At 39.5% G+C, this 24,026-nt stretch carries 22 protein-coding genes; 15 read left to right on the top strand and 7 right to left on the bottom strand.

What is annotated here, in order from left to right; translation table 11 throughout:
* Positions 1-401: purine-nucleoside phosphorylase (locus PSI22_RS12425; RefSeq protein WP_273580040.1), on the bottom strand; the 401-nt coding region annotated here is incomplete at its 3' end.
* Between the two features lie 856 nt (positions 402-1,257).
* On the opposite strand from PSI22_RS12425, the gene PSI22_RS12420 reads away from it, so the two are divergent.
* The 4 genes from PSI22_RS12420 to PSI22_RS12405 all read left to right on the top strand — a co-directional run bounded on the left by PSI22_RS12420 (position 1,258) and on the right by PSI22_RS12405 (position 5,418).
* On the top strand, positions 1,258-1,968 hold the full coding sequence (locus PSI22_RS12420) for an aKG-HExxH-type peptide beta-hydroxylase (RefSeq protein WP_273580039.1): 711 nt from the start codon (positions 1,258-1,260) through the stop codon (positions 1,966-1,968).
* Positions 1,958-3,196, top strand: coding sequence for an MFS transporter (locus PSI22_RS12415; protein ID WP_273580038.1), 1,239 nt, complete (start codon positions 1,958-1,960; stop codon positions 3,194-3,196). Before PSI22_RS12420 ends, PSI22_RS12415 begins: the two co-directional genes overlap by 11 nt.
* Positions 3,193-3,726, top strand: a complete 534-nt coding sequence (locus tag PSI22_RS12410) for a DUF6817 domain-containing protein (RefSeq protein ID WP_273580037.1) — start codon at positions 3,193-3,195, stop codon at positions 3,724-3,726. The genes PSI22_RS12415 and PSI22_RS12410 overlap by 4 nt, the downstream gene beginning before the upstream one ends.
* 423 nt (positions 3,727-4,149) lie before the next feature.
* Complete coding sequence (locus tag PSI22_RS12405; protein ID WP_273580036.1) at positions 4,150-5,418, top strand: dicarboxylate/amino acid:cation symporter; 1,269 nt, start codon at positions 4,150-4,152, stop codon at positions 5,416-5,418.
* 52 nt (positions 5,419-5,470) lie between these two features.
* On the opposite strand, the gene PSI22_RS12400 is transcribed toward PSI22_RS12405, so the two are convergent.
* Positions 5,471-6,367 (bottom strand): LysR substrate-binding domain-containing protein, encoded by an 897-nt coding sequence (locus PSI22_RS12400; protein ID WP_273580035.1) that lies wholly within the window; start codon positions 6,365-6,367, stop codon positions 5,471-5,473.
* Positions 6,368-6,506: 139 nt separating this feature from the next.
* Between PSI22_RS12400 and cuyB the strand changes: the two genes are divergently transcribed.
* The 4 genes from cuyB (at position 6,507) to PSI22_RS12380 (ending at position 8,437) form a co-directional block, all read left to right on the top strand.
* Positions 6,507-7,205 carry a cysteate racemase gene (cuyB, locus tag PSI22_RS12395; protein ID WP_273580034.1) on the top strand — a complete coding sequence of 233 codons (699 nt, stop codon included), beginning with the start codon at positions 6,507-6,509 and terminating at the stop codon, positions 7,203-7,205.
* A gap of 165 nt (positions 7,206-7,370) precedes the next feature.
* Complete coding sequence (locus PSI22_RS12390; RefSeq protein WP_273580033.1) at positions 7,371-7,580, top strand: helix-turn-helix domain-containing protein; 210 nt, start codon at positions 7,371-7,373, stop codon at positions 7,578-7,580.
* A gap of 64 nt (positions 7,581-7,644) precedes the next feature.
* The gene (locus tag PSI22_RS12385; RefSeq protein ID WP_273580032.1) at positions 7,645-7,938 is read left to right on the top strand and encodes a type II toxin-antitoxin system TacA family antitoxin; all 294 of its coding nucleotides are present in this window, start codon (positions 7,645-7,647) and stop codon (positions 7,936-7,938) included.
* On the top strand, positions 7,922-8,437 hold the full coding sequence (locus PSI22_RS12380) for a GNAT family N-acetyltransferase (RefSeq protein WP_273580031.1): 516 nt from the start codon (positions 7,922-7,924) through the stop codon (positions 8,435-8,437). Before PSI22_RS12385 ends, PSI22_RS12380 begins: the two co-directional genes overlap by 17 nt.
* A 395-nt stretch (positions 8,438-8,832) precedes the next feature.
* On the opposite strand, the gene PSI22_RS12375 is transcribed toward PSI22_RS12380, so the two are convergent.
* The gene (locus PSI22_RS12375; protein ID WP_273580030.1) at positions 8,833-9,015 is read right to left on the bottom strand and encodes a hypothetical protein; all 183 of its coding nucleotides are present in this window, start codon (positions 9,013-9,015) and stop codon (positions 8,833-8,835) included.
* Positions 9,016-9,670: 655 nt separating this feature from the next.
* Here PSI22_RS12375 and PSI22_RS12365 point away from each other — a divergent pair.
* Positions 9,671-11,338, top strand: a complete 1,668-nt coding sequence (locus PSI22_RS12365; RefSeq protein ID WP_273580029.1) for an ATP-dependent nuclease — start codon at positions 9,671-9,673, stop codon at positions 11,336-11,338.
* Positions 11,339-11,400: 62 nt separating this feature from the next.
* Complete coding sequence (locus PSI22_RS12360) at positions 11,401-12,225, top strand: DNA adenine methylase (protein WP_273580028.1); 825 nt, start codon at positions 11,401-11,403, stop codon at positions 12,223-12,225.
* 539 nt (positions 12,226-12,764) lie between these two features.
* Here PSI22_RS12360 and PSI22_RS12355 read toward each other — a convergent pair.
* From PSI22_RS12355 to fruB, 4 genes are all read right to left on the bottom strand, one after another.
* On the bottom strand, positions 12,765-14,180 hold the full coding sequence (locus PSI22_RS12355) for a ParB/Srx family N-terminal domain-containing protein (protein ID WP_273580027.1): 1,416 nt from the start codon (positions 14,178-14,180) through the stop codon (positions 12,765-12,767).
* A 1,127-nt stretch (positions 14,181-15,307) separates the two neighbouring features.
* The gene (gene fruA, locus PSI22_RS12350; RefSeq protein WP_273580026.1) at positions 15,308-16,996 is read right to left on the bottom strand and encodes a PTS fructose transporter subunit IIBC; all 1,689 of its coding nucleotides are present in this window, start codon (positions 16,994-16,996) and stop codon (positions 15,308-15,310) included.
* Between the two features lie 44 nt (positions 16,997-17,040).
* The gene (fruK, locus tag PSI22_RS12345; RefSeq protein ID WP_273580025.1) at positions 17,041-18,000 is read right to left on the bottom strand and encodes a 1-phosphofructokinase; all 960 of its coding nucleotides are present in this window, start codon (positions 17,998-18,000) and stop codon (positions 17,041-17,043) included.
* Positions 17,997-19,127, bottom strand: coding sequence for a fused PTS fructose transporter subunit IIA/HPr protein (fruB, locus tag PSI22_RS12340; RefSeq protein ID WP_273580024.1), 1,131 nt, complete (start codon positions 19,125-19,127; stop codon positions 17,997-17,999). Before fruB ends, fruK begins: the two co-directional genes overlap by 4 nt.
* A gap of 645 nt (positions 19,128-19,772) precedes the next feature.
* Here fruB and PSI22_RS12335 point away from each other — a divergent pair.
* From PSI22_RS12335 to potD, 5 genes are all read left to right on the top strand, one after another.
* Positions 19,773-19,937, top strand: coding sequence for a hypothetical protein (locus PSI22_RS12335; RefSeq protein ID WP_273580023.1), 165 nt, complete (start codon positions 19,773-19,775; stop codon positions 19,935-19,937).
* 60 nt (positions 19,938-19,997) lie between these two features.
* Entirely contained in the window at positions 19,998-21,113 is a 1,116-nt protein-coding gene (gene potA / locus PSI22_RS12330; RefSeq protein WP_273580022.1) for a spermidine/putrescine ABC transporter ATP-binding protein PotA, read from the top strand.
* Positions 21,097-21,957 carry a spermidine/putrescine ABC transporter permease PotB gene (gene potB / locus PSI22_RS12325; protein ID WP_273580021.1) on the top strand — a complete coding sequence of 287 codons (861 nt, stop codon included), beginning with the start codon at positions 21,097-21,099 and terminating at the stop codon, positions 21,955-21,957. The genes potA and potB overlap by 17 nt, the downstream gene beginning before the upstream one ends.
* Positions 21,954-22,733, top strand: a complete 780-nt coding sequence (potC, locus tag PSI22_RS12320; RefSeq protein WP_273580020.1) for a spermidine/putrescine ABC transporter permease PotC — start codon at positions 21,954-21,956, stop codon at positions 22,731-22,733. The genes potB and potC overlap by 4 nt, the downstream gene beginning before the upstream one ends.
* Before the next feature lie 220 nt (positions 22,734-22,953).
* A complete protein-coding gene (gene potD, locus PSI22_RS12315; protein WP_273580019.1) occupies positions 22,954-24,006 on the top strand; it encodes a spermidine/putrescine ABC transporter substrate-binding protein PotD in 1,053 nt (350 codons plus the stop codon).
* The last annotated feature ends 20 nt before the right edge of the window (positions 24,007-24,026 follow it).

Raw genomic sequence — 24,026 nt, 5'->3', positions numbered from 1 at the left:
TTAATGTGATCGGTAATCAGCATTAAATCGCCGGGGCTGAAATCGGTATTCACTGCACCACAGGCATTGGTGATGATGAGTTTTTCAACACCCAGTACTTTCATTAAACGGACAGGGAATGTCACTTGATCAAGCGTAAATCCTTCGTAGTAATGAAAACGTCCTTTCATCGCGACAACATTTTTGCCGCCAATAGAACCGATAACCAATTCATTGGAGTGGCCAACCGCTTCTGATTTTGCAAAATGAGGGATATTGCTATATGGAATATGGACTGCACCTTCAAGCGTATCTGCGAATGATCCCAGCCCGGAGCCTAAAATAATACCTATCGTTGGTTTTATGTCTGTTATTGATTCAACATAGTTTTTACTTTCTAAGATATCAGCCGTCTTATGCATATCGCTTTCTCCTGAAGGTTATCGAGCAAAATAAATGTGCTAATTGATTAAGAGCCTGTCCTTATTCACTAATTTGGTGCTTGGTCACACTACCATTGATATTAATAGCGCTCAATGGGAATGTGATTGTTTTAGTTAGTTGAATAATTACAGTTCGTTATTTATAATTTAATTGAAATTATTATTTCTAATAAAAGTATTTTTAAGAAAGTAAAGAGTGAAAAATAAATTTTCTAATCTTCGAACAGATGGAGTTTTTATTTATCGTGATTAACTGTTTGAATTAATAAATTATTTGTCTTTATTTAAATATATTTACAGGGATTTATTAAACAGGATGTCAATGGTGAATTTTTAATGTTTGCATACACTATTTGATAGTGCTATTTGTTATTAAGTAGTACATCTCTTAATTATTTAGTACTGTACTATTATAAATCTCTCAGGCTTTAATTATGAAAGGAATAAATAATGAATAACTTCAATGTCAAAAATGTAGTAAAGATTAAATCTCAATTAGCTAGTTGGGCTGTCAACGATAAAAAAGATGACTAATTAATGCTTCCCTTCCTCGGGATTTTCTGAGGAAGGGATTATTTTAAGGAAAATGAAATGAAAATTGCAAAAGCCAATTATGAATATTCTAAATTTCGGGAAAAATTTCAAAATAATATAAAAAAATCATTAATCTATCTCATAGAACAGTGAGTCTGAATTATCTATCCCTGAAAATTTTCAGCTGCGCTGGAATATTTGCGGAGCCTATTATCTAGCCGTATGTGCTGCGGAAAAAGATAATCGTGAATTGTGTATTAATTATCTGAAATATGCGGCGAAGGTGTCTGAATCTTGTGAAATGTTAAATGAACATACTATTAATATAACTGCTCTAGACTATAGGACGCAATCTGAATTTGATATTAATATGATCTTACAGATTCTTAATGAGGATGATAAAGGCGTAAAGGTCGGATTTCAAAAAGTTGAAGATATTAGTGTAGAAAAAGAAAAAATTAATGATGCACTTAATCTTTTAAAAGAGTTCGATATTGAGTCTTATAGGGAATGTTGTGAGTTTATTGATACTATTTATCTTACAGGTAGCACAAAAGGATATTATATCCGTTCTGGCTGTAATTTTAATTTATGGGGATTGATATTTCTTTATGCCAATGAAGAAAATACCTTGCCATATTATATTGAACACATTGTTCATGAGTGTGCTCATCATACTCTAAATATTATTAATGCTGATGATTATATTGTACAAAATGATCCTGAAGAAAGATTTCGTGCACCTTTTAGAAAGGATGCCAGACCAATGATAGGAATATTCCACGCGCTTTTTGTTTTATGTCGGATTTCTCAGTCATTACAGAAATTTGTTGATTGTTATGATGGAGAGTACAGCAAAGAATTCGCAGAGCGTTTAGACATATCGATGAGTAAATACAATGATACATTGAATATAGTAGAAAGGCATGCCCGACTCACGCCAGTTGGAGAAAAACTTCTAGATGATATAAAAATGGCAATGTTAGGAATGCGAGGAAACAATGACAAGTGATTTTTGGAAAATATGCTATGCTGAATCGATATATATACTATCATCACGAATCCTTATTGCTATTATAACGCTCTATTTTTTAAGTAGTGATAGTGTATGGCTATCATCGTGCTTTCTTTTTTTTTATTTTACGTCAAAAAGTGTATTTGGGATTTTTCTTGCCCATAAATTTGAAAAGCTGGAAAAAAAACGAATACTTACTCAATTTATTTTATTATTTATTGGTGTATCACTGTTAACTATAATTGTTAAATCTACAAGTGTAAGCTCTCTGGTTTTTATTTTTATTTCTGTTGGAATTGGTTTTGTTGATTCATTTTTTACGCCTGTAGTTAACGCTTTTATTCCAGCTATAGTGGATAATATTCTTATCGATGAGGCGTTTAGAAAAATATTTTTAATCCAAGCGTTAAATAATTTATTTGGTATCGCAATTGGAATGGCAGGGTATGGGTCAATTGGCTTTACAAATATGATATGGGTCATTATAGTATCTGCATTAATTTCTTTAATTATTTTAATTTCTTTGAATAATAAAGGGCGCTCGTTTTCTTCTTCTGAAGAAAAAATTTCTGGAAATAATATAAAGAATTCAATAGCGATATTTATAAGTTATCGTTTTGAACCTTGGTGGGCTTTTTTTTCCATGATTATTAATATGTTTCTTGCTTCATTTTCCTCATTTGTCATACCCTACTTTATCGTAAATGTTGCAGGAAATAACCCCATCATGATCGGTTTAATTGAAGGGTGTGCAGCCGCAGGAGCTATTTTTTCATCATGTTATTTTCAGAAAAAAATTGAATTAGTTATTGGCAGGGCTCAGAGTGTTATTCTTTCTTTCTGGACAATAGGGCTGTGCTTCTTATTACTGTCTTTTATCAATCATATTTTTATTTGGAGTATTTTGACGTTTATAATGGGAGTGGCAATAGTGATGAATAATGTTAGTGTGGAATCCTGTCGCTCAGTTGCAATTCCTGAGAAGAATCGTGTAAAGGTTCAAACTATTCACAACGCATTCATTGGTGCTGGAAATCCACTTGGTCTGTTATTTATTCCTTTTATAATAAAAAATTATGGAAGTATGACCGCCTTGATTATTTCTGCTGTAATAATAATTATTGCTGCTGTTTTTGTCCGTTTCATTCCTCTTTTTCATGAATTATTGACCTGTAGGCAGGAAGATATCTCTAATTTATATGAAAAAAAATATGGTGACTTATGAATATATTATCGCAGGTTGCACTTTATTATGAGATTGATAAAGTGAAAGTTTATGGTAGACATCATTCTGCACATCTTATTCAAACGGCTGTGCTACTGAAAAGGCATGGCTGTAGAAAAGAAGTTATTAAGGCCGGACTTCTTCATTCTATTTATGATACTAATTCCATTTATCATAACAGTGGGGTGCCCCTTACAGATAGAGAAAAAATAGTAGGTATGTCAGGTGAAAATGAAGAAGAGCTAGTTTATCATTATTCACGAGCACATATTATTGAAGATTATCGGGAAGTAATTACCACCTCTTCAAATGACGGTAAGCCAAACTTTCCGATAGAACTAATTAGTGATCTATCTGACATTCTTGTTTGTGACGTAATTGAACAAATTATATGGTGTGTTGATAAAAAAAATATTTTTACTTATCAAGATTCTTACAAGCACATTGATAAATTAGCGCCTGTTGTATCTTATTGTAGAGATAGTGTAAAAGAGCATTATAAGCACTATTTGCATAAGTCAATATCATGATTAAACATATTCATATTTATAAAAAGAGTGAAAAAGTAAAAATACCCCTTCTATGAAGGGGTATTTTTACTAGATTTTCTAGTTATGTGACTATTTTTAATAAACTGAGTAAATCAATCGAGTCATAAAAACTTGGTGTAATATTAATTGGATAACTAATACTGTTTTTGGTAAGAATATAAATTTTCATTAACTACTTACTACCAAAGATCCATATTGTTTCTTGTCACATAATTTTGTGAGCTTAAGTACTATCTCAATACCACTCCGAACAACATTATGCATTTTCTGCATAAGGCTTCTTTCATTTGCATTTCATCAAAGGTTAAAAAAAGGTCAGTATTTGTGCGAGTGAAAAGCTAAGGAACAGAAAAACAAAATAAATAATTTCAATATTTTCTTTTCAGTGAATTAAGAGGTCGTATGAACAGACAAAAACTCATGAAGCAAATCATCATCGCCATTCTGCTTGGAATTATTACTGGCTGGGGTTTTCATCATTATCTTGATGCCAGCCAGACCAAAGAAGTTGCCTCCTATATCAACATCATTACCGATGTATTCCTCCGCCTGATAAAAATGATTATTGCCCCACTGGTATTCGCCACGATTGTTGCAGGCCTGATATCAATCGGCGGCTCATCATCTGTAGGCCGAATTACCATTAAAGCAATGGCCTGGTTTATTATCGCTGGTTTGGTTTCACTCGGCATTGGGATGCTGATGGCTAACCTGTTCCAGCCAGGCGTTGGGCTTAATGTCAGTGTTCCTCAACAGGACAATGTTGATACAGGCCTCAACACCAGCGGATTCACCTTGAAAAACTTTATCAGCCATATTTTCCCCAGTAGTTTCGCAGCCGCTATGGCGAATAATGAAATCTTACAGATCCTTATTTTTTCGATATTTTTTGGTAGTGCGCTTTCATATGTCTGCCATAACAGCAAGAAAAAAAGCCCGATAGTGACCTTCATTGAAGATCTGGGGCGTATCATGTTTCGTATCACCGATTACGTGATGTCATTCGCACCGGTTGCGGTATTTGCGGCCATTGCTTCTGCGATTACAGTGCAAGGTCTGGGGCTGCTTTACGATTATGGCAAACTTATCGGCTTCTTTTACCTCGGCTTATTTTTGCTATGGGCTGTTTTGTCGGCGGTTGGGTTTCTTTTCCTTGGGAAAAGCCTATTTTCACTCATGAGGCTGATCAGGGAGCCTGTCGCGTTGGCTTTTGCTACCGCGAGCAGCGAGTCAGCCTATCCCAAGACTATGAACGCATTGGATCGATTTGGCGTACCGAAAAAAATTTCCAGCTTCGTCTTGCCTCTGGGTTATTCCTTTAACCTTGATGGTTCAATGATGTATCAATCCTTTGCGGTACTCTTTATTGCACAGGCATACCATATTGACCTGAGTATCACAGAGCAAATCATGATCATGTTGACGCTAATGATCACGAGCAAAGGTATGGCAGGTGTCGCGCGTGCTTCTGTTGTGGTCGTTGCGGCAACGCTGCCCATGTTCAATCTTCCTGAGGCGGGTATCTTGCTGATCCTTGCCATTGATCAGTTCCTCGATATGGGGCGTACAGCGACCAATGTCGTCGGTAACAGCATTTCCACCGCCGTGATTGCTAAACTGGAAGAAAAGCAGGGGCGTTCCGAACTGGAACCGATCGGCCAAGAAGCCTGAGTGAGTGTATGTTTCCCCAGTGACATAGTTACCTATGCTGCTGGGGATTGGTTTACTGGCTACCGTTTTCGCGTTTTCGCATATACTGCCAAAAGCGTTCTGAGGAAGGATTGAGCCGGGAGTGAGTGCGATAAATATAAACGCCCATTTTTATCGAGGCATGATCTTGACCCAAAATGCACAATTGCTGATTTTTGAGTTCCTTACTGATTGAATAATCCGGCAGCCAACCCACACCATGACCATTTAGCACCATACGCTTCAGTAGTTCGCTCATGGATGAATGAAAAAAATAATTGAACCCGTCGCTGAAATCTTTTTCCAGTAATTGATTGACTTGCCGCCCCATATAACTTTCATCGGTGTATTTCATTAATGGCAAAGGTGAACTACCCAGACTATATAACGGCTCTCCATCAGGCTTACAGCCCGATACGAGATGTAACTGAGCATCCAGCACCTTATGATGAAGGAAGGGGGACGTCATCAGTTCTTCATTAAAGAAAGACAGAATAAAATCACTTTTTCCTTTTTTAAGATTATGCACAACCTCATCAACATTAATTGATTCGACATTAAAAATTTTGTCCGACTTTTCTTCAAAGCCAGAAATAAACTCAGGTAACAGAGAAATGGCAAGCGAATGTGCAGCGGCGATATTGATTCGGTGTTTAGCTATGTCTCCTCCTTTTATTTTTCCAACCTGATGCTCTATATCGCTCAGAAGATTTCTGGCATACACAATAAAGCTCCTTCCCTGCAAAGAAAGCTGTAATGGATTGAAATTACGGTCAAATATTTCAAAGCCGACAGCGCTTTCAAGAGCCTGAATCCGTCTGCTAAAAGATGACTGGGATATATTTCTTCTTTCTGCTGCAAGAGTGAAATTCCTTAACTCTTCCAACATTACAGCATCATATAACCATTTCAGTTCAATATTATTCAGCATAATACCACCCTTTTAAAATAATGATTATTGGCTGTTATGCATGAGAACTCTTATGCAAATTCAGCATAGTACATGGAAACATTGCAATTACGAACTGTAACGACTGTGCCATCATAACGATTATTTACTGAGGTGGCATATGAAAAAAATAATTGGCATTCTTGGCGGTATGGGCCCTGCTGCAACCGTAGATGCAATGGAAAAAATAATTAAACATACACCGGCAACCTGCGATCAAGAACATATTCCTGTTATTGCGGTTTCTTTTCCTGAAATTCCTGATAGGACAGCGAATATTATCTCTGATGGCGCATCGCCGTTAAATAAAATGTTAGTTGCATTGAGAATACTGGAAAGCGCTGGCGCTCAGTGTATTATTATGCCATGTAATACCGCCCATCACTGGTATAACGAATTAAAAGCAGCAACAAAAATTAATTTCTTAAATATGATTGATATCACCTGTAATAAAATTGTAAATGAAAGGATTAATAATGTCGCTATTCTTGCCACAACAGCAACGATAAAATCCGAGCTTTATCAATCCAGATTGGAAAAAGAAAATATTAATTGTGTTATTCCTGATGATATTCAACAGTGTTATGTTATGGAAAGTATTTTAGCTTATAAAGGTGGCGATGCTGGAAAGGCATATTTTTTACTGAAAGGAGTTATATCTCAACTGCAATTTTTTGGGGTTGAAAAATTTGTTATGGGATGTACTGAAATACCGCTTATTCTTAGTAGGGATGGTTATATGGATAGGTATATTGATGCTACGGAGGAGTTGATTAAAAGTGCGGTGGAGTGGTGTTGTTCTGATGAAGGTTGTTTTTAGTGGAGTGAAATAGGATTACCGTTAAATAGATTAACTATTTTTTATGGAAAGAAGAAAAAATATAATCATTTATTGCTAAATGAAACATCTGAATTCAGAAATTTATGACATCGATACTGAAATTTTTACTTTAAAGGGTTATGACTAATAAGAATAGTTAACTATGTGCATTCTGGTGAAATCATTGCTGAAACATTGGAAAACATGAACGTAAGCTTACGGCAGTTCGCCAAATCAATGGAGATTGATCCCTCCATTGCTAGCAAATTGCTCTCTGGGCATAGGTTCGTTACGCTTGAAATGGCGTTGCGGTTGTCCATCGTGATAACTGTATTGATATTTTTGTATGCCATTATGGCATACAATTTGGTATAAATTGATTTTGTGTGCCATAATGGCACTATCTGGAATTGATCTATATTGAAGAGAAGGTGAAATTATGGGCACTTATTCCGAGCGTAAAGAAACCCGTTTGGTTGCGCGAACATCTTTAGAAATACAAGAACTTATACAAAGAGCTGCCGATTACTCTGGTGCAACCCTTTCGCAATTTCTTATTGAAGCGGCAATGGATAGGGCACGCAATGTTATTGAACAAGCAGAAATATTGCAGCTCTCAATGGCAGGTACAGATGCATTATTTGTGGCGTTGGAAAGCCCACCAAAAGTAAGTAAGAAGCTTCTTAAAGCAGCAGCAGATTACAAGGATGAAGTGAATGTCCTTGATAATTGAAGAAATCACTCAACAACATAACCGTAAAGCATTTGATTGCGGTGTCCGTGAATTAAATCAGTTCTTACAACAACAAGCCCGACAGAAGGCCATAAAACATATCTCAAAAACTTACGTCGTTTGCCGGGCTTCAGAACCAACGACTATCCTCGGATATTATACTCTTAGTGGGTATTCCGTGATAACACAGCCCGCCCACAGAGATTATAAAAAATATCCCCACCCACTTAATGCGGTAAAATTAGCTCGTCTTGCTGTGGATAGTTCATATCAAGGACAAAGATTAGGAGAGAAGTTATTGATTGATGCTATCTATCGAACGGTGTTAGTTTCACAGCAAATATCAGCTATCGGATTATTTGTTGATCCAATGAGTCCTGAAGTCATTCCGTTTTATCAGCAGTATGATTTTTTATCGGTTGAGCCCGATGAACATTCATGTCTTGAAATGTGGTTGCCTATTAAAACTTGTATGGAAGTTACTAGTGTTTTGCTGTGAGTGGGTAACATTAACTGCAAATGTTATATTTCGGTACTTAACGTTTCATGTATTACTCCGCGCCTCCAGATGATTTTTCAGAGAAAATGATAACTAACCTGGCAAAGAATGGAGGGCGCTTGTGACAAAGTCAATTGTTTAGACTATTTGAATTAAATATCAATAAAATTTATAAAAATATTTAAATAAATCGACTGCTGCTAAATTAGCACTTAAAACAACTTGGTAATTCTTGGAGAACTGAGTCAATTATAGTTTTGTTAACTCGTAAAGTGTCGCTTCCAAAATTATTTGTATTGATACTAAATAGAGAATACATCTCTTCAATTTTTTTACATATAGCTCTGTCTGCGATACCCTGTGAATAAATGAGGTGTTGAAGCTTTGTGCCCCAATCACCTAAATTGGCAGGCCCAGTAGTTTGCTTCTATCACTATTCTTGAAAGCGGTTGTTGAGTCATGAAAGCGGTGAGTTTATCTCGGCTCACCATTTTGTTCTGAACCGGATTTCCGAGTGGAGAAACAATGTGTAATTGAAAAACTCGCTTTGCTAGGTCAATTCCGATAATTTGTTCCATTGGACACCTCTTCATATTTTGCTGATGTATTCAGCATGGCTCACTGAAACCGACTTGGGGAGGTGTCCATTTCATTAGGTCACTTTGCATAGTGCTTAGCGATCTAACGCATAATCGTCAGCGATATTGGGATGTTTTTTTTCGCGTCTGCGGCATCTTTACTCGCGCGAATATGGCTGCCATCGAGGCAAATTTCAGACCAGTCAATCAAGCCTTTTTCATCAAATGTTGGGAATAAACACCTAGTGAGTTAATCCCCAGTGCCTTATTCAGGCTACTTGCTTATGGCTATTTATCAAGTTGGAGCTTATGGAAATCGTTTTATTAGAAGATCCGGTTTCTCGTGATATCTGTTTGCTTGTTATAGAGTTAACGCAATAGGCGAAGGTTATTTCTGAGTTGCTATACGTTATTGTTGCTAGAATAGTAGATTTATACTCTCGTGAATAATGTTTCAGTTATCACTCTCTTGGCTTAGAGGGATTTTCAGATAAGGGGAGGGGAAGTAGGGAATGATGTGAAATTGCTGTACGATTACAGGTTTTATGTGTGGGGTCTATTCATTTTTATGTTTTTTATATTAAAAGTGGTTTTCCTTATATGATTAATATACTATTAAGTATTAATTTTTTAATGGAATATATAGAGACTAAAAATGATAAGAGAAATAGAGGTTCATAAGTATCGTAAAATTGAAAACTTAAAATTTAGTTTTGATCCAGACATAAATGTTATTTCTGGAACTAATGGGACTTGTAAAACTTCTTTACTGCATATCATCAGTAATTCAGTTAAATCTCCTGCGGTTAGTTCCGGAGATTATTCGAATCCAAATTGCTTTAAGATAGTTAAGAATACGAATGTTATTTTAAACCCAAAAATAGAATCATTAGTTCGTGATGCTAAAAATTATATTGACCCATCTAACGGAATGAAGGGGAACCTTTTTGAAGTGGAATATAATGACGGTCGAAAGTTAAAATTTAGAAAACACAACTCTAAGATAGCGAATAGATATGCAATTAAACCGTATTATTCAAGGACAGAAGACAATCAACTCCTTCCTTCATGTCCTGTCATTTATCTAGGACTTTCAAGGCTTTTCCCTACTGGGGAGGTAGGTGATGAGTTGATTGAGAATGTAAAACTTAATCTTCCTGATGAATACCTTAATATTATTTCAGATTTATATAGTAAGTTGATAAATATAAAAATTAAGGATGTTAAAATTAAAAATGTAAGTGACTTTAAATCTGGACCTGAATTTGATAGTTCTATTGATGGTATAGATTCTAATACTATATCTTCTGGAGAAGATAATTTATTTATTATATTGAAAGCATTGGTCTCATTATCGTATTATTATAATTCTTTGGTATCTGTTGGTAATGATAATGTTAGTATTCTTTTAATTGATGAGTTTGATGCGACACTCCATCCATCTTTACAAGAAAAATTATTCGATATTATAAATGAATATTCTTTAAAATATAAAATACAGGTCTTTATGACAACTCATAGTTTGTCATTACTTGAATATGTCTTAGAGAATAAACAAAAAGTAATCTATTTGTTGAATAATTATACTGATATTGAACAAATAGAAGAACCTACAATTATCGATATTAAGATGCACTTAAAAAATGATACAAGGGATAATATATATAATAAAAAGAGAATACCTATATTCATGGAGGATGATGAAGCAAGGTTTTTCCTTAATGAAATATTTGATTATTTTGAAGAGAAAAATAAAAAATTTGCTTTAGTAAGGCGTTTTTTTCATCTGATTCCTTGTAAGATTGGAGCGGATAATTTAGTTACAATATTTAAAGATCCTTATTTATTAGAGACATCATTAAAATCAATTTGTATACTTGATGGCGATAAAAATAGTAATTTAAACAAATGCACTATTACCTTACCGGGTAAAGAATCACCTGAAAATATGTTCTTTAAATATATAGAATGGCTAGATTTGAATAATGAAGCTACATTCTGGAAGAATAAGAATATTATTGGTCAAGGTTATACCAAGCAAAAATATCTGAGTGATATTAAATCTGATATATCAGAAATAAAGGAAAAAATAGAAGAATTAAAAAAACAAAATGGATCATTAAAAGGTGTAGAAAGAGATATGAATAAAAAAATATTTAATAAACATTCTGTTTTTTTCAGTTTAGTTATACGTCATTGGCTTCAAAATGATGAAAAAAACAAAAATGAAATTTCTTTATTTTTTAATGAATTGAAAGGAGTTTTTTGTAAGGTTTGTATTCCCAATGGTATTGAGAGAAAAGAATGGGATTTTGATTTTTAAATTGAAAAATAAATAGAAGGATTGTATAATATGAAATTAATAAAATTTTTGGCTGGTATATTATGAATTATAGTCCTCTGAGGTATCCGGGGGGAAAAACTAAATTAGCTCCCCATATTAAAAGCCTAATTAGCAAAAATGGGCTTGAGGGTTGTGAATATGTTGAGCCTTATGCCGGTGGTGCTGGAGTTGCATTATCTTTATTAATTGATGGTTATGTTTCACGCATTCATATAAATGATGCTGATTTTGCTATCTATTCTTTCTGGAAAGTGTTGGTCGAAAATACTGATGAGCTTATTGATTTCATTAAAAATATTGATGTATCAATTGAAACATGGCATAAGCAAAAAAAAATATTAGCATCTCCGACTGAGTACTCATTTTTAGAGCTAGGTTTTGCTACTTTCTTTTTAAATAGAACGAATCGTTCTGGGATTTTAAAGGGAGGGGTTATAGGTGGTAAAAATCAAGATGGTAATTATAAATTAGATGCTAGGTTTAATAAATCTAATTTATTATTTAGAATAGAAAATATAAGGAAATTTACAGATGGAATTACTGTGTCTAATGACGACGCCGCTGATTTATTGATAAGATTAAAATCAGAGCTTACTGAAAATTCCATTGTTTACTTAGATCCCCCTTATTATATAAAGGGGCAAGGATTATATAGAAATTATTATAGTCATGATGATCATGTTCGAATCATGACTATATTATCAGATATGAATTTTAGATGGATTGTCTCCTATGATAATAATGATGAAATTAAGAAAATTTATAATCGTTATAGACAACATGAATACACTTTGAATTATAGTGCTCAATGTAAATCTAAAGGGAAAGAGGTAATTATATATTCTGACACTCTTAATTTATCTTAGTCTCTTAGGGAGAATTATCGGCTACAATTATAAAGCAGAGTCTACAGTCAAATTAGGTTGATTGTGGCTCTATACTTTTACTTGATGAAGTGGTTAATAGATTGTCAAAAAAATACTTAATTTATTCGGTTTCTTATTGTTAGTAAAATGGTAATCAATTATATGATCATTATCATGAATTAATATTATTAGAAAGTATTTGATAAGGTAAAATAGATATTTTTTGTACCTTTTCTTATGATGATTTCATTAAATAGATAGGTTATATTCAGTAGGGGAAATATAGATATTACATGTATATATAAAATTATAAAGTAATTATAAATATCGTATTGCCTATTGTAAATACATGTGTTTTTTTGTGAAAAAATTTATTGGATTAGATAGAATCTTCATGCTGGTTTTTTTATTTTTTTTAGATGAAATTGATATGTTAATTTCTGATGTTATCAAGTAACCTATTATAATTGAAATGATGAGAGGTATTATAAATAAAAATAAAACCAGAGAAATTATTCAAATGAATATATAATTTTGCTTTAATCTTTCCAGCAAGCTCTTACAAAACAGCCTATATTGTCCCAAAATGTATTTATAGTATGATAATCTGGATGATGTGATTCCCTATGAAGAAATTTTTGTAGTGTTTCTATATGTAATATTCCTTGTTCTCCGCGAGTGTATGCAATAATTATATTGTGTTCTGATTTGTTAATAAGTTCATTACTTAACATATGATCTGCGCTGGTTGCGATATTTTTTGCAAGTCCATTATTATCTTTTATATGATGTAATGCTCTGTATTCTCTGTCACTTAACTCGAGCAAGGCTCTTAATAGCACTGTTACAGCTAAAGTGATTTTCTTAACATCTAACAGCCTAAGCTCAGCGACAATCATTCTTACTTTCACTGCATCTTCAGGAATATTTATTCCTATTTTTGTTCTTCCAAAAATTTTATTACGTTCTGCTGGTGATTTTCTAGGAATTCTTCCTCTTTTACCTTGTATTGATTTTCTTGATAATTCGTCATTACAATTTTTATTATAAGTATTTTCGTCTTTTTGTTTTGTATTATCTTTTAAATTATGGCTGAAATTTTGAAGTGAGTTTTTTTCATCTGCATCAGTTTTTATTGTGTTATCTTCATATGTTTCTATATCTAAGATCCCTGCATAATTCCTTACACTGTTTAAGTAATTAGTAGCATGCTCTGGCTTAAATACATCATTTACATCAACTATTTTATTTGAGAAGTCATTATTTATTTTAGAAGCCATTTTAATGATTTTTTCTTTTGATAAAATAGGTTTCAACTGATCATTTTCTATTTCGAATCCAAGAAGATTAAGATTTTCTTTATTAAAAAAACGAGCAGTTGTACTTATGGGAAAGTCATCTTCAACATCAAGGCCTTCTTTTTCAGCCCAGCACATATATTGGCCAGCTCTTTTATAGTCTGATGGATGTTCATTATTTAATAAAAATATTGTCTTCATATAAGCGGACCAATCATATTGACCTGCCCCATCTCTTGTTCCTGAATGCCTGGCTATAATTTCATTAATTATAGCTTCTTTATTTTCGCTTGATAAACAATCAATAAATGATGTTATATTATGTTTATAGTTATTACTAATGCTTATTATTTTATTTTTCAGATGAGGTTCTGGACATATTTCAGGGGAGTTTAGCAGTTTTAAAGCAGTAATTCTTCTATTTCCATCCTTAACAATCCATTTTCCATTATATGTTGGTGTGATTAAAATAGGCATTGTTGTTAATCCATTTTTTGCTATATCTTCAATAAGTATTAACATTTGTTTTTCTTTACGTAATATTCGAGAAATACAATTTTTTTGATCACTACCAGCTCTAATTCTAGCATTTTCAGTATCCATAAGGAGATCATTAATAGAAATATTTTTTTGGAGTATGAAATCTTTTCTACTCATTAGATTAAGTCCTTAACTTATTATGTGAATTAATTATCATTTTAGTTTAAAATGATATTTTATAAATTATCTAATTTTGGATATATCTTTGCCTATGTGATTTTGTTTTTTATTAAATTATATTATTCTAGTTCTAGTTCTAGTTCTTATAGAAAGAATAATTGATACAATTTTTTATTATGGAGAAAAAATATGATGATGTTTGTGGTCACGCTACCGCCCAGAGGTTCGCGGCCATCCTCAGACCATTAGTTTTCATTATGGATAATACTTTAGATTAATTCCATGATTCTATCCAATGATAGAGCATGAATTTGAAAGATATATTGGTAAGGTAAATATATAATATAATGATTATTAAGATTTTTTTGGTGTTAATGTGGAAATATTGACCGATAAATTAATGTTGAATAATTAATTTTTTCTGAAAAAAATAGTTATATTTTAGCTAGAATATAAACAACTAAATTGTTGTGATGAACCTTGGAGTAAAAAGCTATAGGACAGAGTGAACTATATTTCAGAACAGAGATATAGCCTAGAACTATATTCGGTCAAGCTTTCAAATAAAAATAATGAGTTTCTGAGGCTCTTCTACGGGCAGGAAAAAATTATTATTATGCTCATAATATATTGATTTTATACCAAGAAACTCTTGCCAAACAAGAAATTATATGACAAAAAATACAGGCCACACCAACTGGGCTACCGTTTAGGAATTTGATTCCGACGTCTTCCCTTTTGGTTACGCTGGCCTACTCTACTTGTAATCTTACTCCTCATCCTTACTAACGTTCATTACTCATACATCCTTTCTATGCTTGCATTATGGCTGGTCTAGTATCGGTTTATCCGAGTTGATGATAAAGAATGGCGTGAGAGCTATCCAATATTAAAAGAATATTGGGCGAATTATCCAGATACCAGAACGAGTATAGGAACTCGTTGTTATTACTGTGGTTCAAATCGTATTTACAGTTACTTATGGCGGAAAATTCCTGACAAGAGAGTTCACTACTGTCGTCAATGTCGTGAAGAGTTATATCGAACTGGAGAGTAGAAGGGCTGTCGGAGTTGAGGATCGCCGCAACTCCTTCCACAAAATTTACTAACCTACAAAAACTTCCTCAACCATTAACCTCCACCTCAGCCTTCTTCTTAACCACCCCATAAACCCCAGCCGTCAACACCGTCCCGATCACAATCGCCCCCAAATAATTCATCACCGGCGTAATCGCTCCCGGTATCAGTAACACAAACAACCCACCATGCGGAGCCATCAGCTGCACGCCAAAATACATCGAAAGCGCCCCCGTCACTGCACCGCCCAGAATACAACTCGGCAGTACCCGCACCGGATCTTTCGCCGCAAATGGAATCGCCCCTTCTGAGATAAAGCACAGCCCCAGCACCAGTGCCGCTTTTCCGCCTTCGCGTTCACTTTGGTCAAATTTATTCCGCGCAATCACCGTCGCCAGCCACATTGCCAATGGCGGAACCATCCCCGCCGCCATAATCGCGGCCATCGGGCCGTAAGTCTGGGCGCTCAACAAACCGACGCCAAACGCATAAGCCGCTTTATTCACTGGCCCGCCCATATCCGTGCACATCATCCCGCCCAGAATGGCACCGAGGATCACCGCATTGGTGGTTCCCATTGATTTCAGCCAATGGGTCAGCCATTCCATCATTGACGCGACGGGATTACCGACGACGTAAATCATGGTTAGCCCTGTCACCAGCGTGGCGACCAGCGGGATAATCAAAATGGGTTTCAAGGCTTCCATACTTTGCGGTAAGCGCAGTCGGGTGGTGAGCAGCATGGCAATGTAACCCGCAAGAAAGCCGGAAATGATCCCGCCGAGGAACCCGGCGCCGGTACTGACGGCGAGCATGCCGCCCACCAGTCCGGGAGCGAGTCCGGTGCGTCCTGCGATGGAGTAGGCGATGTAACCGGAGAGCACTGGCACCATCAGCGAAAGTGCGGAGCCGCCGCCGATTTGCATCAGGGCTGCGGCCAGTGTACCGGATTCTTTAAATGCTTCTATGCCGAAGACAAATGACAGGGCGATGCACAAACCCCCCGCGACGACCATCGGCAGCATGTAGGAAACGCCGGTCATTAAATGCTGGTAAGCGCCTGTGCCTGCGGGTTTGGGGTTATTGGAGACAGAAATTTCACGCTTGGCGCTATAAATCCCGGCGGTGGTCAGTGCTTTATCCAATTCTTGGGCGGTTTTTTTCAAGGCCGCGCCTGTGGAGGTGCGGTAGAGGCGCTTGCCGGAAAATGGGGTAAGGTCAACGTCGATATCTGCTGCCACAATCACCACGTCCGCTGCCACGATTTCTGCGCTTGTGATGGCGTTGTTGGTTCCCACGGAGCCACGGGTCTCTACTTTGATCTGCCAGCCGCGTTTTTGTGCTTCGGTCTCCAGCGCCTTCGCTGCCATAAAGGTATGAGCCACGCCTGTCGGGCAGGCGGTGATCGCTACGATGTTCATTGTGTTGTGCTGAACCGTGTTATCCGGCGAGTGATGGCTATATTGGGATTGATAAACGCTGGCCTGGTTTTTGGCATGACTGATAAAGGTATCGGCTTCGCGGATCGCCTGTTCCGCGCTGCCCGCAAAAGTTTTTTTGCCATGCAGATTAACGTTATCAGGCGCAGAATCGCCGATGATAATCACCAGTTCTGCGCTGTTCACGTCCGTGACAAGGGAGAGGCCGTGTTGGGCGGCGATGGTCTCCAGTGTATGTTTGGCAAGGTAAGCGCGCGCCTGTCCCTGCTGATTGTCGGTAAGAATCAATGTATTCATAGGGTTTCCTTCTCGCTGTTTTCCTTTTTGCTTTTTTATTTTTTCTAATTGTTTTTCGCTGATTGAGTGTGCAGAGGAGTGAGTTCTACTCGTGCCATCATGCGAGCCAGTTGCTGACGGTCAATGCTGCCGACGCTGCTTTGGCTGACGGTCAGGGCGGATATGGCGGTGGCGAGGCGTAGAGTATGCTCGCTGGGTTGCCCCATCATCAGGCCGTAAATCAGTCCACCGACCATCGCATCCCCTGCGCCAACGGTGCTGACGATTTCACAGTGCGGTGGTTTGGCGAGCCATGTGCCAGAGGCGTTGACCAAAATGGCACCTTCATCTCCCAGTGATATCACGACATGAGAGACGCCTTGGGCGCGCAGTTGATGGGCTGCGGTGACAATATCTTCTTGTGTCGGCAGTGGTCGGCCAGCCCAGATCTCCAGTTCATGGCGATTCGGTTTGACCATCCAGGGCAGGGCTTTAAGCCCGGCAACGAAGGCTTCCCGGCTGCTATCAAACACCACGCACATGCACTCTTCGCGCAGGCGCTGCATCCAATGGGTGAAGTCATCCAAATCGACACCTGCGGGCAGGCTGCCGCTGACGCAGACCATACTGAACTCACGGAGCCATTGGAGGGAGCGGTTGGCGAATTGTTGCCATTCTTCTTTGCTGACGCTGAACCCTGAGAAGTTGAAATCAGTGACGATGCCGCTCTGTTCGGTGAGTTTGACGTTGATGCGTGTCCGACCTTCCACAAGCTGGAATTGATTGTTCATGCCCAGTTCGGTGAAGGTGTTCTGGAAGCTGTCCTGATTATCTTTTCCCAGAAAACCGCCAACGGTAACGTCAATACCGAGGTTTTTGAGGATTTTACCCACGTTGATGCCTTTGCCGGCAGGGAATAATCCAGCGGTCTGGACGCGGTTTACCTCACCGATGCTGATATCCGTGGTCAACCCGACTAAATCATAAGCAGGGTTAAGGGTGATGGTTGCCACTCTTTTGCTCATGCGATTTCCCCACCCATGTTCTGCTCAATCAAGGCTGTGATCGCTGTCAGTGCTTGTTCTGCGTCTGAGCCAACCGCGGTGAAGCGAATGCGTTCGCCTTTTTTGACGCCCAGACCCGCAACTTGCATCAGTTTGCGGCCATCAACGGGAACACCTGAGCCATCAAGGTGGGCGATGGTGATCTGGCTGTTGAATTGTTTGATGGTATTGACCAGTAGTGAGCTGGGACGAGTATGCAACCCATGTTCATTGGGCAGGATAAAATCTGCGCTCAGTGCCGTCGCTTCCTGCGGTGTCGCTGTTGTCAGCAGTGCGATGATGGCTGCGGCATCGGGTGCGGAGTACAGGCGTTCGGCCTTGTTTTGTTGCAGCAGGGTGCTGATAGGGCTCAGCAGGCTTTGCAGTTGATCATCCGCATAGGCGATGGTCATCAGTACTCCAACTGGCTGCCCGTCCATTGTGAATGGCGTTTTGGGTCTGGTAATCGCAACGGCATTGCGCAGGTTGCCTGTCGCGCTGTCACTCAACCAAAGCCCTTGGCCGAGATGAATTGGCGGTCTGGCTAGAACATCGGCAATGAATGCAGCATTCACCGCTTTGGCCTGTTGCAGGCGGGCGATATTCAGGGCCTGCAAGGTTGTCAGGTCATGAGCATCGATATCCAGTGTGATCGTTGACGCATCCAGAAAATGGGAGGAGGGTGTGCTCATTAATAAGCGATAGAGTTCGTCCGCCGAAGCGGTTTTTGCCATCTGGCTGGCGAGGTTTTCATCACTGATAATACGAGTCAGTTGATGCAGCAGGGTAAGGTGTTCGTCAGATTTGGCCGCGATGCCGATGACAATATGGACGGTCTGGTTATTTCCCCATGCTACGCCGTTAGGGAATTGCAAGACCTGTACGCCAGTGTGCAGCACTTGGTCGCGGGTTGCTGTTGTCCCATGTGGAATGGCAATGCCGTTGCCAAGATAGGTTGAGGACTGAATTTCACGCTCCAGCATTCCTTCAATGTATCTTTCACTGACATAGCCTGATGCGGCCAGTGCAGCGGCAACTTGTCGAATGGCGCTTTCTTTATTGTCAGCGTAAGCCGCTAGATGGATATCTTTTAACGATAGATGAAACATCTATTTATACCTTCTTATAATCAAATGAAACGATTCAGCTAATGAGGTAAAAAAAATGACGATGAATTAATTTACGTTATTTTTATTGTCGAATAAGTAAAAATAATCTTTATTCATTCTCTTCATATCGCATCAATATTCAAATGAACTCACCTTTTGGAGGTGAGGAGGTGATGCGATCCTTATTACCTGAATAGGGCTATTTATTTGTTTTTATTTGTGCAGATAGTCAATGTTAATTATCGGCAACAATGCGAACATATCGTCAAAAAGTTGGGGTGTAAAGTAGGGGGTTCGGATTATTTTCCTAAAGGGTGATAACGATCTTACTTATTTAAATTTTATTAAAAACAATGAATTATAAATTTTGTTATTAAAACAATAAAAAATAATTCGAATAATTTTATTGATTTCAAAAAAAGAATCGGATGGCGCGTTTTTGTCGAGGGGGAAAGGAAAGATAGCAGGGTCTGTATAACGCCGGAAGTGCGGCAAAGTCGCATGAACAGTGTTTTCAAGTGAGTTTTAATGGAGGGAAGAGCGGGTTTTCGTGTTTGAAGGATTTCATTGAAAGTAAAGAAAATTAAAAGTGATTGCAAAATACCCGATAGGAAATTATTTCCAGGTGTGTAGACTGGGGACAACATGGAGCGTGATGTTATCATTTATGAAATGATAACAAAAAATGACATATTGTTATTGTTTCGGCTTTCAATTTCAGCTTACTGCGTTTATTATGCGCGCTTCGTAATTTCAACCGGCGCCACTGGTTTGAGCTTCAGCGGAGAAACAATGACTCCTGCTGGCTGACACAGTCTTTTCCCGTGGCGGTTCTATCTGCATTATTTCAAGGGATAGATGATAGCATAAATGACTGAGAATACCTCTCTGACACCACTCGTTGAACTAAACACCCTGAGCAAGGGTTTCGACGGCAAACAAGTTATTTCACAGCTCGATCTGATTATCAATGATGGCGAGTTCCTGACCATTCTTGGGCCATCCGGTTGCGGCAAGACCACTGTACTCCGTCTGATTGCCGGGCTGGAAGATGCGGATAGCGGCAAAATTTTACTGGAAGGGCAGGATATCACTGATATTCCCGCCGAGCACCGTCACGTTAATACGGTGTTCCAAAGTTACGCGCTATTCCCCCATATGACCGTATTTGAAAACGTCGCTTTTGGATTACGCATGCAGAAAACACCGGCAAAGGAGATTGCCCCGCGTGTTGAAGAAGCGTTGCGTATGGTGCAGCTTGAAGAGTTTGCCCAACGGCGTCCGGCTCAGCTTTCTGGCGGTCAGCAGCAGCGCGTGGCGATTGCCCGTGCGGTTGTGAACAAGCCGAAAGTTTTGCTGCTGGATGAATCGCTGTCGGCACTCGACTATAAGCTGCGTAAGCAGATGCAAAATGAGTTGAAGGCTCTTCAGCGCAAGCTCGGCATTACCTTTATCTTCGTGACCCATGATCAGGAAGAAGCGCTGGTGATGTCAGACCGTATCGTGGTCATGCGTGATGGGCACATCGAGCAAGATGGTACGCCACGTGAGATCTACGAGGAGCCGAAAAACCTGTTCGTTGCCCGCTTTATCGGCGAAATCAATATCTTTGATGCCAAGGTGCTGCATCGCATTGATGAGCAGCGGATACGCGCTGACGTCGAAGGCCACGAATGCGATATTTTCACTTCGTTGCCAGTCACCGCCGGGCAAATACTGAAAGTGCTGCTGCGCCCGGAAGATCTGCGGGTCGAAGAGATCAATCATGGCGAGCAGGTGTCGGGTCTGGTTGGTTATGTGCGTGAACGTAACTACAAGGGCATGACGCTGGATTCGGTGGTCGAAATGGAAAATGGCAAAATGGTTATGGTGAGCGAATTCTTTAACGAAGACGATCCCGATGTTGACCACTCCCTGAACCAGAAGATCGCGGTCACTTGGGTAGAAAGCTGGGAGGTTGTGCTGGTCGATGAAGAAGACGCGTAAACTATTCCAGAATATCGTCATCACGGGCATAGTGTCTTGGCTGATGCTGTTCGTCTTTATGCCGAACCTGATGATCATCGGAACCAGCTTTCTGACCCGCGATGATGCCAATCTGGTACAGATGGTATTTTCACTGGACAACTATACCCGCTTGTTCGATCCGCTGTATGCCGAAGTATTGATACACTCGCTGGATATGGCCATCATCGCGACGTTATGTTGTCTGGTGATCGGCTACCCGTTCGCCTTTTTCTTGGCTCGTATGCCGGAGAAGCTGCGTCCGCTGATGCTGTTCCTGTTGATCGTCCCGTTTTGGACGAACTCTTTAATCCGCATTTATGGTTTGAAGATGTTCCTCAGCACCCGTGGCTATCTGAATGATTTCCTGCTGTGGCTGGGGATCGTCGATAAACCGCTGCGCATTATGTATACCTCCGAAGCCGTCGTGCTGGGGCTGGTTTATATCCTGTTGCCGTTTATGGTGATGCCACTCTATTCCAGTATTGAGAAGTTGGATAAACCCTGTCTGGAAGCCGCGCGTGATCTGGGCGCGGGAAAATTGCAGACGTTTATCCGCATCATTATTCCTTTGACGATGCCGGGTATTATTGCGGGTTGCCTGTTGGTACTGTTGCCGGCAATGGGGCTGTTCTACGTGGCTGACCTGATGGGCGGGGCGAAAAACCTGCTGATCGGTAACGTGATAAAAAGCCAGTTCCTTAATATTCGCGACTGGCCGTTTGGGGCGGCAACCAGCATATGCCTGACGCTGGTGATGGGGCTGATGCTGCTGGTTTACTATCGTGCGGCTAAGCTGCTGAACAAGAAGGTGGAACTGGAATGATCGGACGCCTGTTGCGCGGTGGTTTCATGACCCTCGTTTATGCTTATCTGTATATCCCGATCGTGATCCTGATCGTAAGTTCGTTTAACCAGTCACGGTTCGGCATTAGCTGGCAGGGTTTTACCACTGAATGGTACAGCCTGCTGTTCAACAATGACAGCTTGCTTCAAGCGGCGGGACACTCCCTGACGATGGCGGTCACTTCCGCCACGTTTGCCACTCTAATTGGTTCACTGACGGCGGTTGCTCTGTACCGTTATTCGTTCCGTGGCAAAAAGTTCGTGAGCGGTATGCTGTTCGTGGTGATGATGTCGCCGGATATTGTCATGGCGATTTCATTGCTGGTGCTGTTTATGCTGCTGGGCGTCTCACTGGGATTCTGGTCACTGCTGTTTTCGCATATCACGTTCTGTCTGCCATTCGTGGTTGTGACGGTTTATTCCCGTCTGAAAGATTTTGACGTCAAAATGCTGGAAGCGGCGCGGGATTTAGGGGCGGGTGAGTTGACCATTCTGCGTAAAATCATCCTGCCATTGGCGATGCCAGCAGTGATGGCAGGTTGGCTGCTCAGTTTTACCCTGTCGATGGATGATGTGGTTGTTTCCTCATTCGTGACGGGGCCAAGCTATGAAATCCTGCCACTCAAGATTTATTCGATGGTAAAAGTGGGCGTTTCGCCGGAAGTTAATGCATTAGCGACTATTTTGCTGGTAATGTCACTGATATTGGTACTGTTCAGCCAGTTTATTATGCGTGATCGTACTGACAAAGTTTAACGTTGATTTAAGCGTGGCCACAGGCTGGTCACGCTTTCGCGTTATTTGCAACATCGCTTTTTACCCTGAAAAATCAGAATTTCTTGCCAAAACGTCAATAAAACATGGAATAAGTGGCTTTACCCCATGAAATGTCGTTTCTATAATAGCCGCTTTTCTAAGGATAGGTTCACTCCGAGCCTATACAAGACTAACGCACCAACTGTGAGGGAAACACTGCATGAAAAAGTGGTTCTATCTGCTAGCCGCTGGGATGATGGCATTTAGCATTGGTTCGGTGAATGCCGCTGCCGCTGATGATGGCAAAACGCTGTATTTCTACAACTGGACTGAATACGTTCCGCCTGGTTTGCTCAACCAGTTCACTAACGAAACTGGGATTAAGGTGATTTACTCCACCTATGAATCCAATGAGAGCATGTATACCAAGCTGAAAACTTATAAAGACGGCGCTTATGATTTAGTTGTGCCATCCACTTACTTTGTCTCAAAAATGAGTAAAGAGGGGATGCTGCAAAAGATTGATACGAGCAAACTCAGCAATTTCAAAAATCTTGATCCGAATCTGCTGCATAAGTCTTTTGACCCGAATAACGAATATTCTATTCCCTATATCTGGGGAGCGACGGCTATTGGCGTCAACAGCGATAATATTGATCCAAAAACCATCAGCTCTTGGGCCGATTTTTGGAAGCCTCAGTATCAAAGCGCTCTGGTGCTGACTGATGATGCCCGTGAAGTCTTCCAGATGGCATTGCTGAAGCTGGGTTATTCCGGCAATACGACCAATCCGAAAGAGATTGAAGCGGCTTATCAGGAACTGCAAAAACTGATGCCAAACGTACTGGCATTCAACTCTGATAACCCAGCCAATCCATTTATGGAAGGTGAGGTTGATTTGGGCATGGTGTGGACGGGTTCTGCCTATGTAGCACGTCAGTCGGAAACACCGGTTGATATTATCTGGCCGAAGGAAGGCGGAATTTTCTGGATGGATAGCCTGGCGATCCCTGCCAATGCCAAGAATGTCGATGGTGCGATGAAGTTGATTAACTTCCTGCTACGCCCTGAGATTGCGGCACAGGTTGCGCAGAAAATCGGTTATCCGACGCCGAATCTGGCGGCGAAAAAACTACTGCCGGCAGAAATCACGGGAGACCCGTCATTGTATCCTGATGAAGCCATTATCCAGAAAGGGGAATGGCAGAGCGATGTTGGCAACGCCAATATCCTGTACGAAAATTATTTCCAGAAACTGAAAGCGGGTCAATAATCGGTAACAGTCTGAATAGC

This window comes from Xenorhabdus aichiensis, assembly GCF_028598775.1.
GTDB classification, from domain to species: domain Bacteria; phylum Pseudomonadota; class Gammaproteobacteria; order Enterobacterales; family Enterobacteriaceae; genus Xenorhabdus; species Xenorhabdus bovienii.
This window is presented reverse-complemented; position numbering and strand designations above follow the sequence as displayed.

Excerpts from the sequence above, each read along its gene's own strand:
- PSI22_RS12420 (WP_273580039.1), top strand. The coding sequence starts at position 1,258 with ATGTTAAATGAACATACTATTAATATAACTGCTCTAGACTATAGGACG.
- PSI22_RS12415 (WP_273580038.1), top strand. The coding sequence starts at position 1,958 with ATGACAAGTGATTTTTGGAAAATATGCTATGCTGAATCGATATATATA.
- PSI22_RS12410 (WP_273580037.1), top strand. The coding sequence starts at position 3,193 with ATGAATATATTATCGCAGGTTGCACTTTATTATGAGATTGATAAAGTG.
- PSI22_RS12405 (WP_273580036.1), top strand. The coding sequence starts at position 4,150 with ATGAACAGACAAAAACTCATGAAGCAAATCATCATCGCCATTCTGCTT.
- PSI22_RS12400 (WP_273580035.1), bottom strand. The coding sequence starts at position 6,367 with ATGCTGAATAATATTGAACTGAAATGGTTATATGATGCTGTAATGTTG.
- cuyB (WP_273580034.1), top strand. The coding sequence starts at position 6,507 with ATGAAAAAAATAATTGGCATTCTTGGCGGTATGGGCCCTGCTGCAACC.
- PSI22_RS12385 (WP_273580032.1), top strand. The coding sequence starts at position 7,645 with ATGGGCACTTATTCCGAGCGTAAAGAAACCCGTTTGGTTGCGCGAACA.
- PSI22_RS12380 (WP_273580031.1), top strand. The coding sequence starts at position 7,922 with ATGTCCTTGATAATTGAAGAAATCACTCAACAACATAACCGTAAAGCA.
- PSI22_RS12375 (WP_273580030.1), bottom strand. The coding sequence starts at position 9,015 with ATGGAACAAATTATCGGAATTGACCTAGCAAAGCGAGTTTTTCAATTA.
- PSI22_RS12365 (WP_273580029.1), top strand. The coding sequence starts at position 9,671 with ATGATAAGAGAAATAGAGGTTCATAAGTATCGTAAAATTGAAAACTTA.
- PSI22_RS12360 (WP_273580028.1), top strand. The coding sequence starts at position 11,401 with ATGAATTATAGTCCTCTGAGGTATCCGGGGGGAAAAACTAAATTAGCT.
- PSI22_RS12355 (WP_273580027.1), bottom strand. The coding sequence starts at position 14,180 with ATGAGTAGAAAAGATTTCATACTCCAAAAAAATATTTCTATTAATGAT.
- fruA (WP_273580026.1), bottom strand. The coding sequence starts at position 16,996 with ATGAATACATTGATTCTTACCGACAATCAGCAGGGACAGGCGCGCGCT.
- fruK (WP_273580025.1), bottom strand. The coding sequence starts at position 18,000 with ATGAGCAAAAGAGTGGCAACCATCACCCTTAACCCTGCTTATGATTTA.
- fruB (WP_273580024.1), bottom strand. The coding sequence starts at position 19,127 with ATGTTTCATCTATCGTTAAAAGATATCCATCTAGCGGCTTACGCTGAC.
- PSI22_RS12335 (WP_273580023.1), top strand. The coding sequence starts at position 19,773 with ATGGAGCGTGATGTTATCATTTATGAAATGATAACAAAAAATGACATA.
- potA (WP_273580022.1), top strand. The coding sequence starts at position 19,998 with ATGACTGAGAATACCTCTCTGACACCACTCGTTGAACTAAACACCCTG.
- potB (WP_273580021.1), top strand. The coding sequence starts at position 21,097 with ATGAAGAAGACGCGTAAACTATTCCAGAATATCGTCATCACGGGCATA.
- potC (WP_273580020.1), top strand. The coding sequence starts at position 21,954 with ATGATCGGACGCCTGTTGCGCGGTGGTTTCATGACCCTCGTTTATGCT.
- potD (WP_273580019.1), top strand. The coding sequence starts at position 22,954 with ATGAAAAAGTGGTTCTATCTGCTAGCCGCTGGGATGATGGCATTTAGC.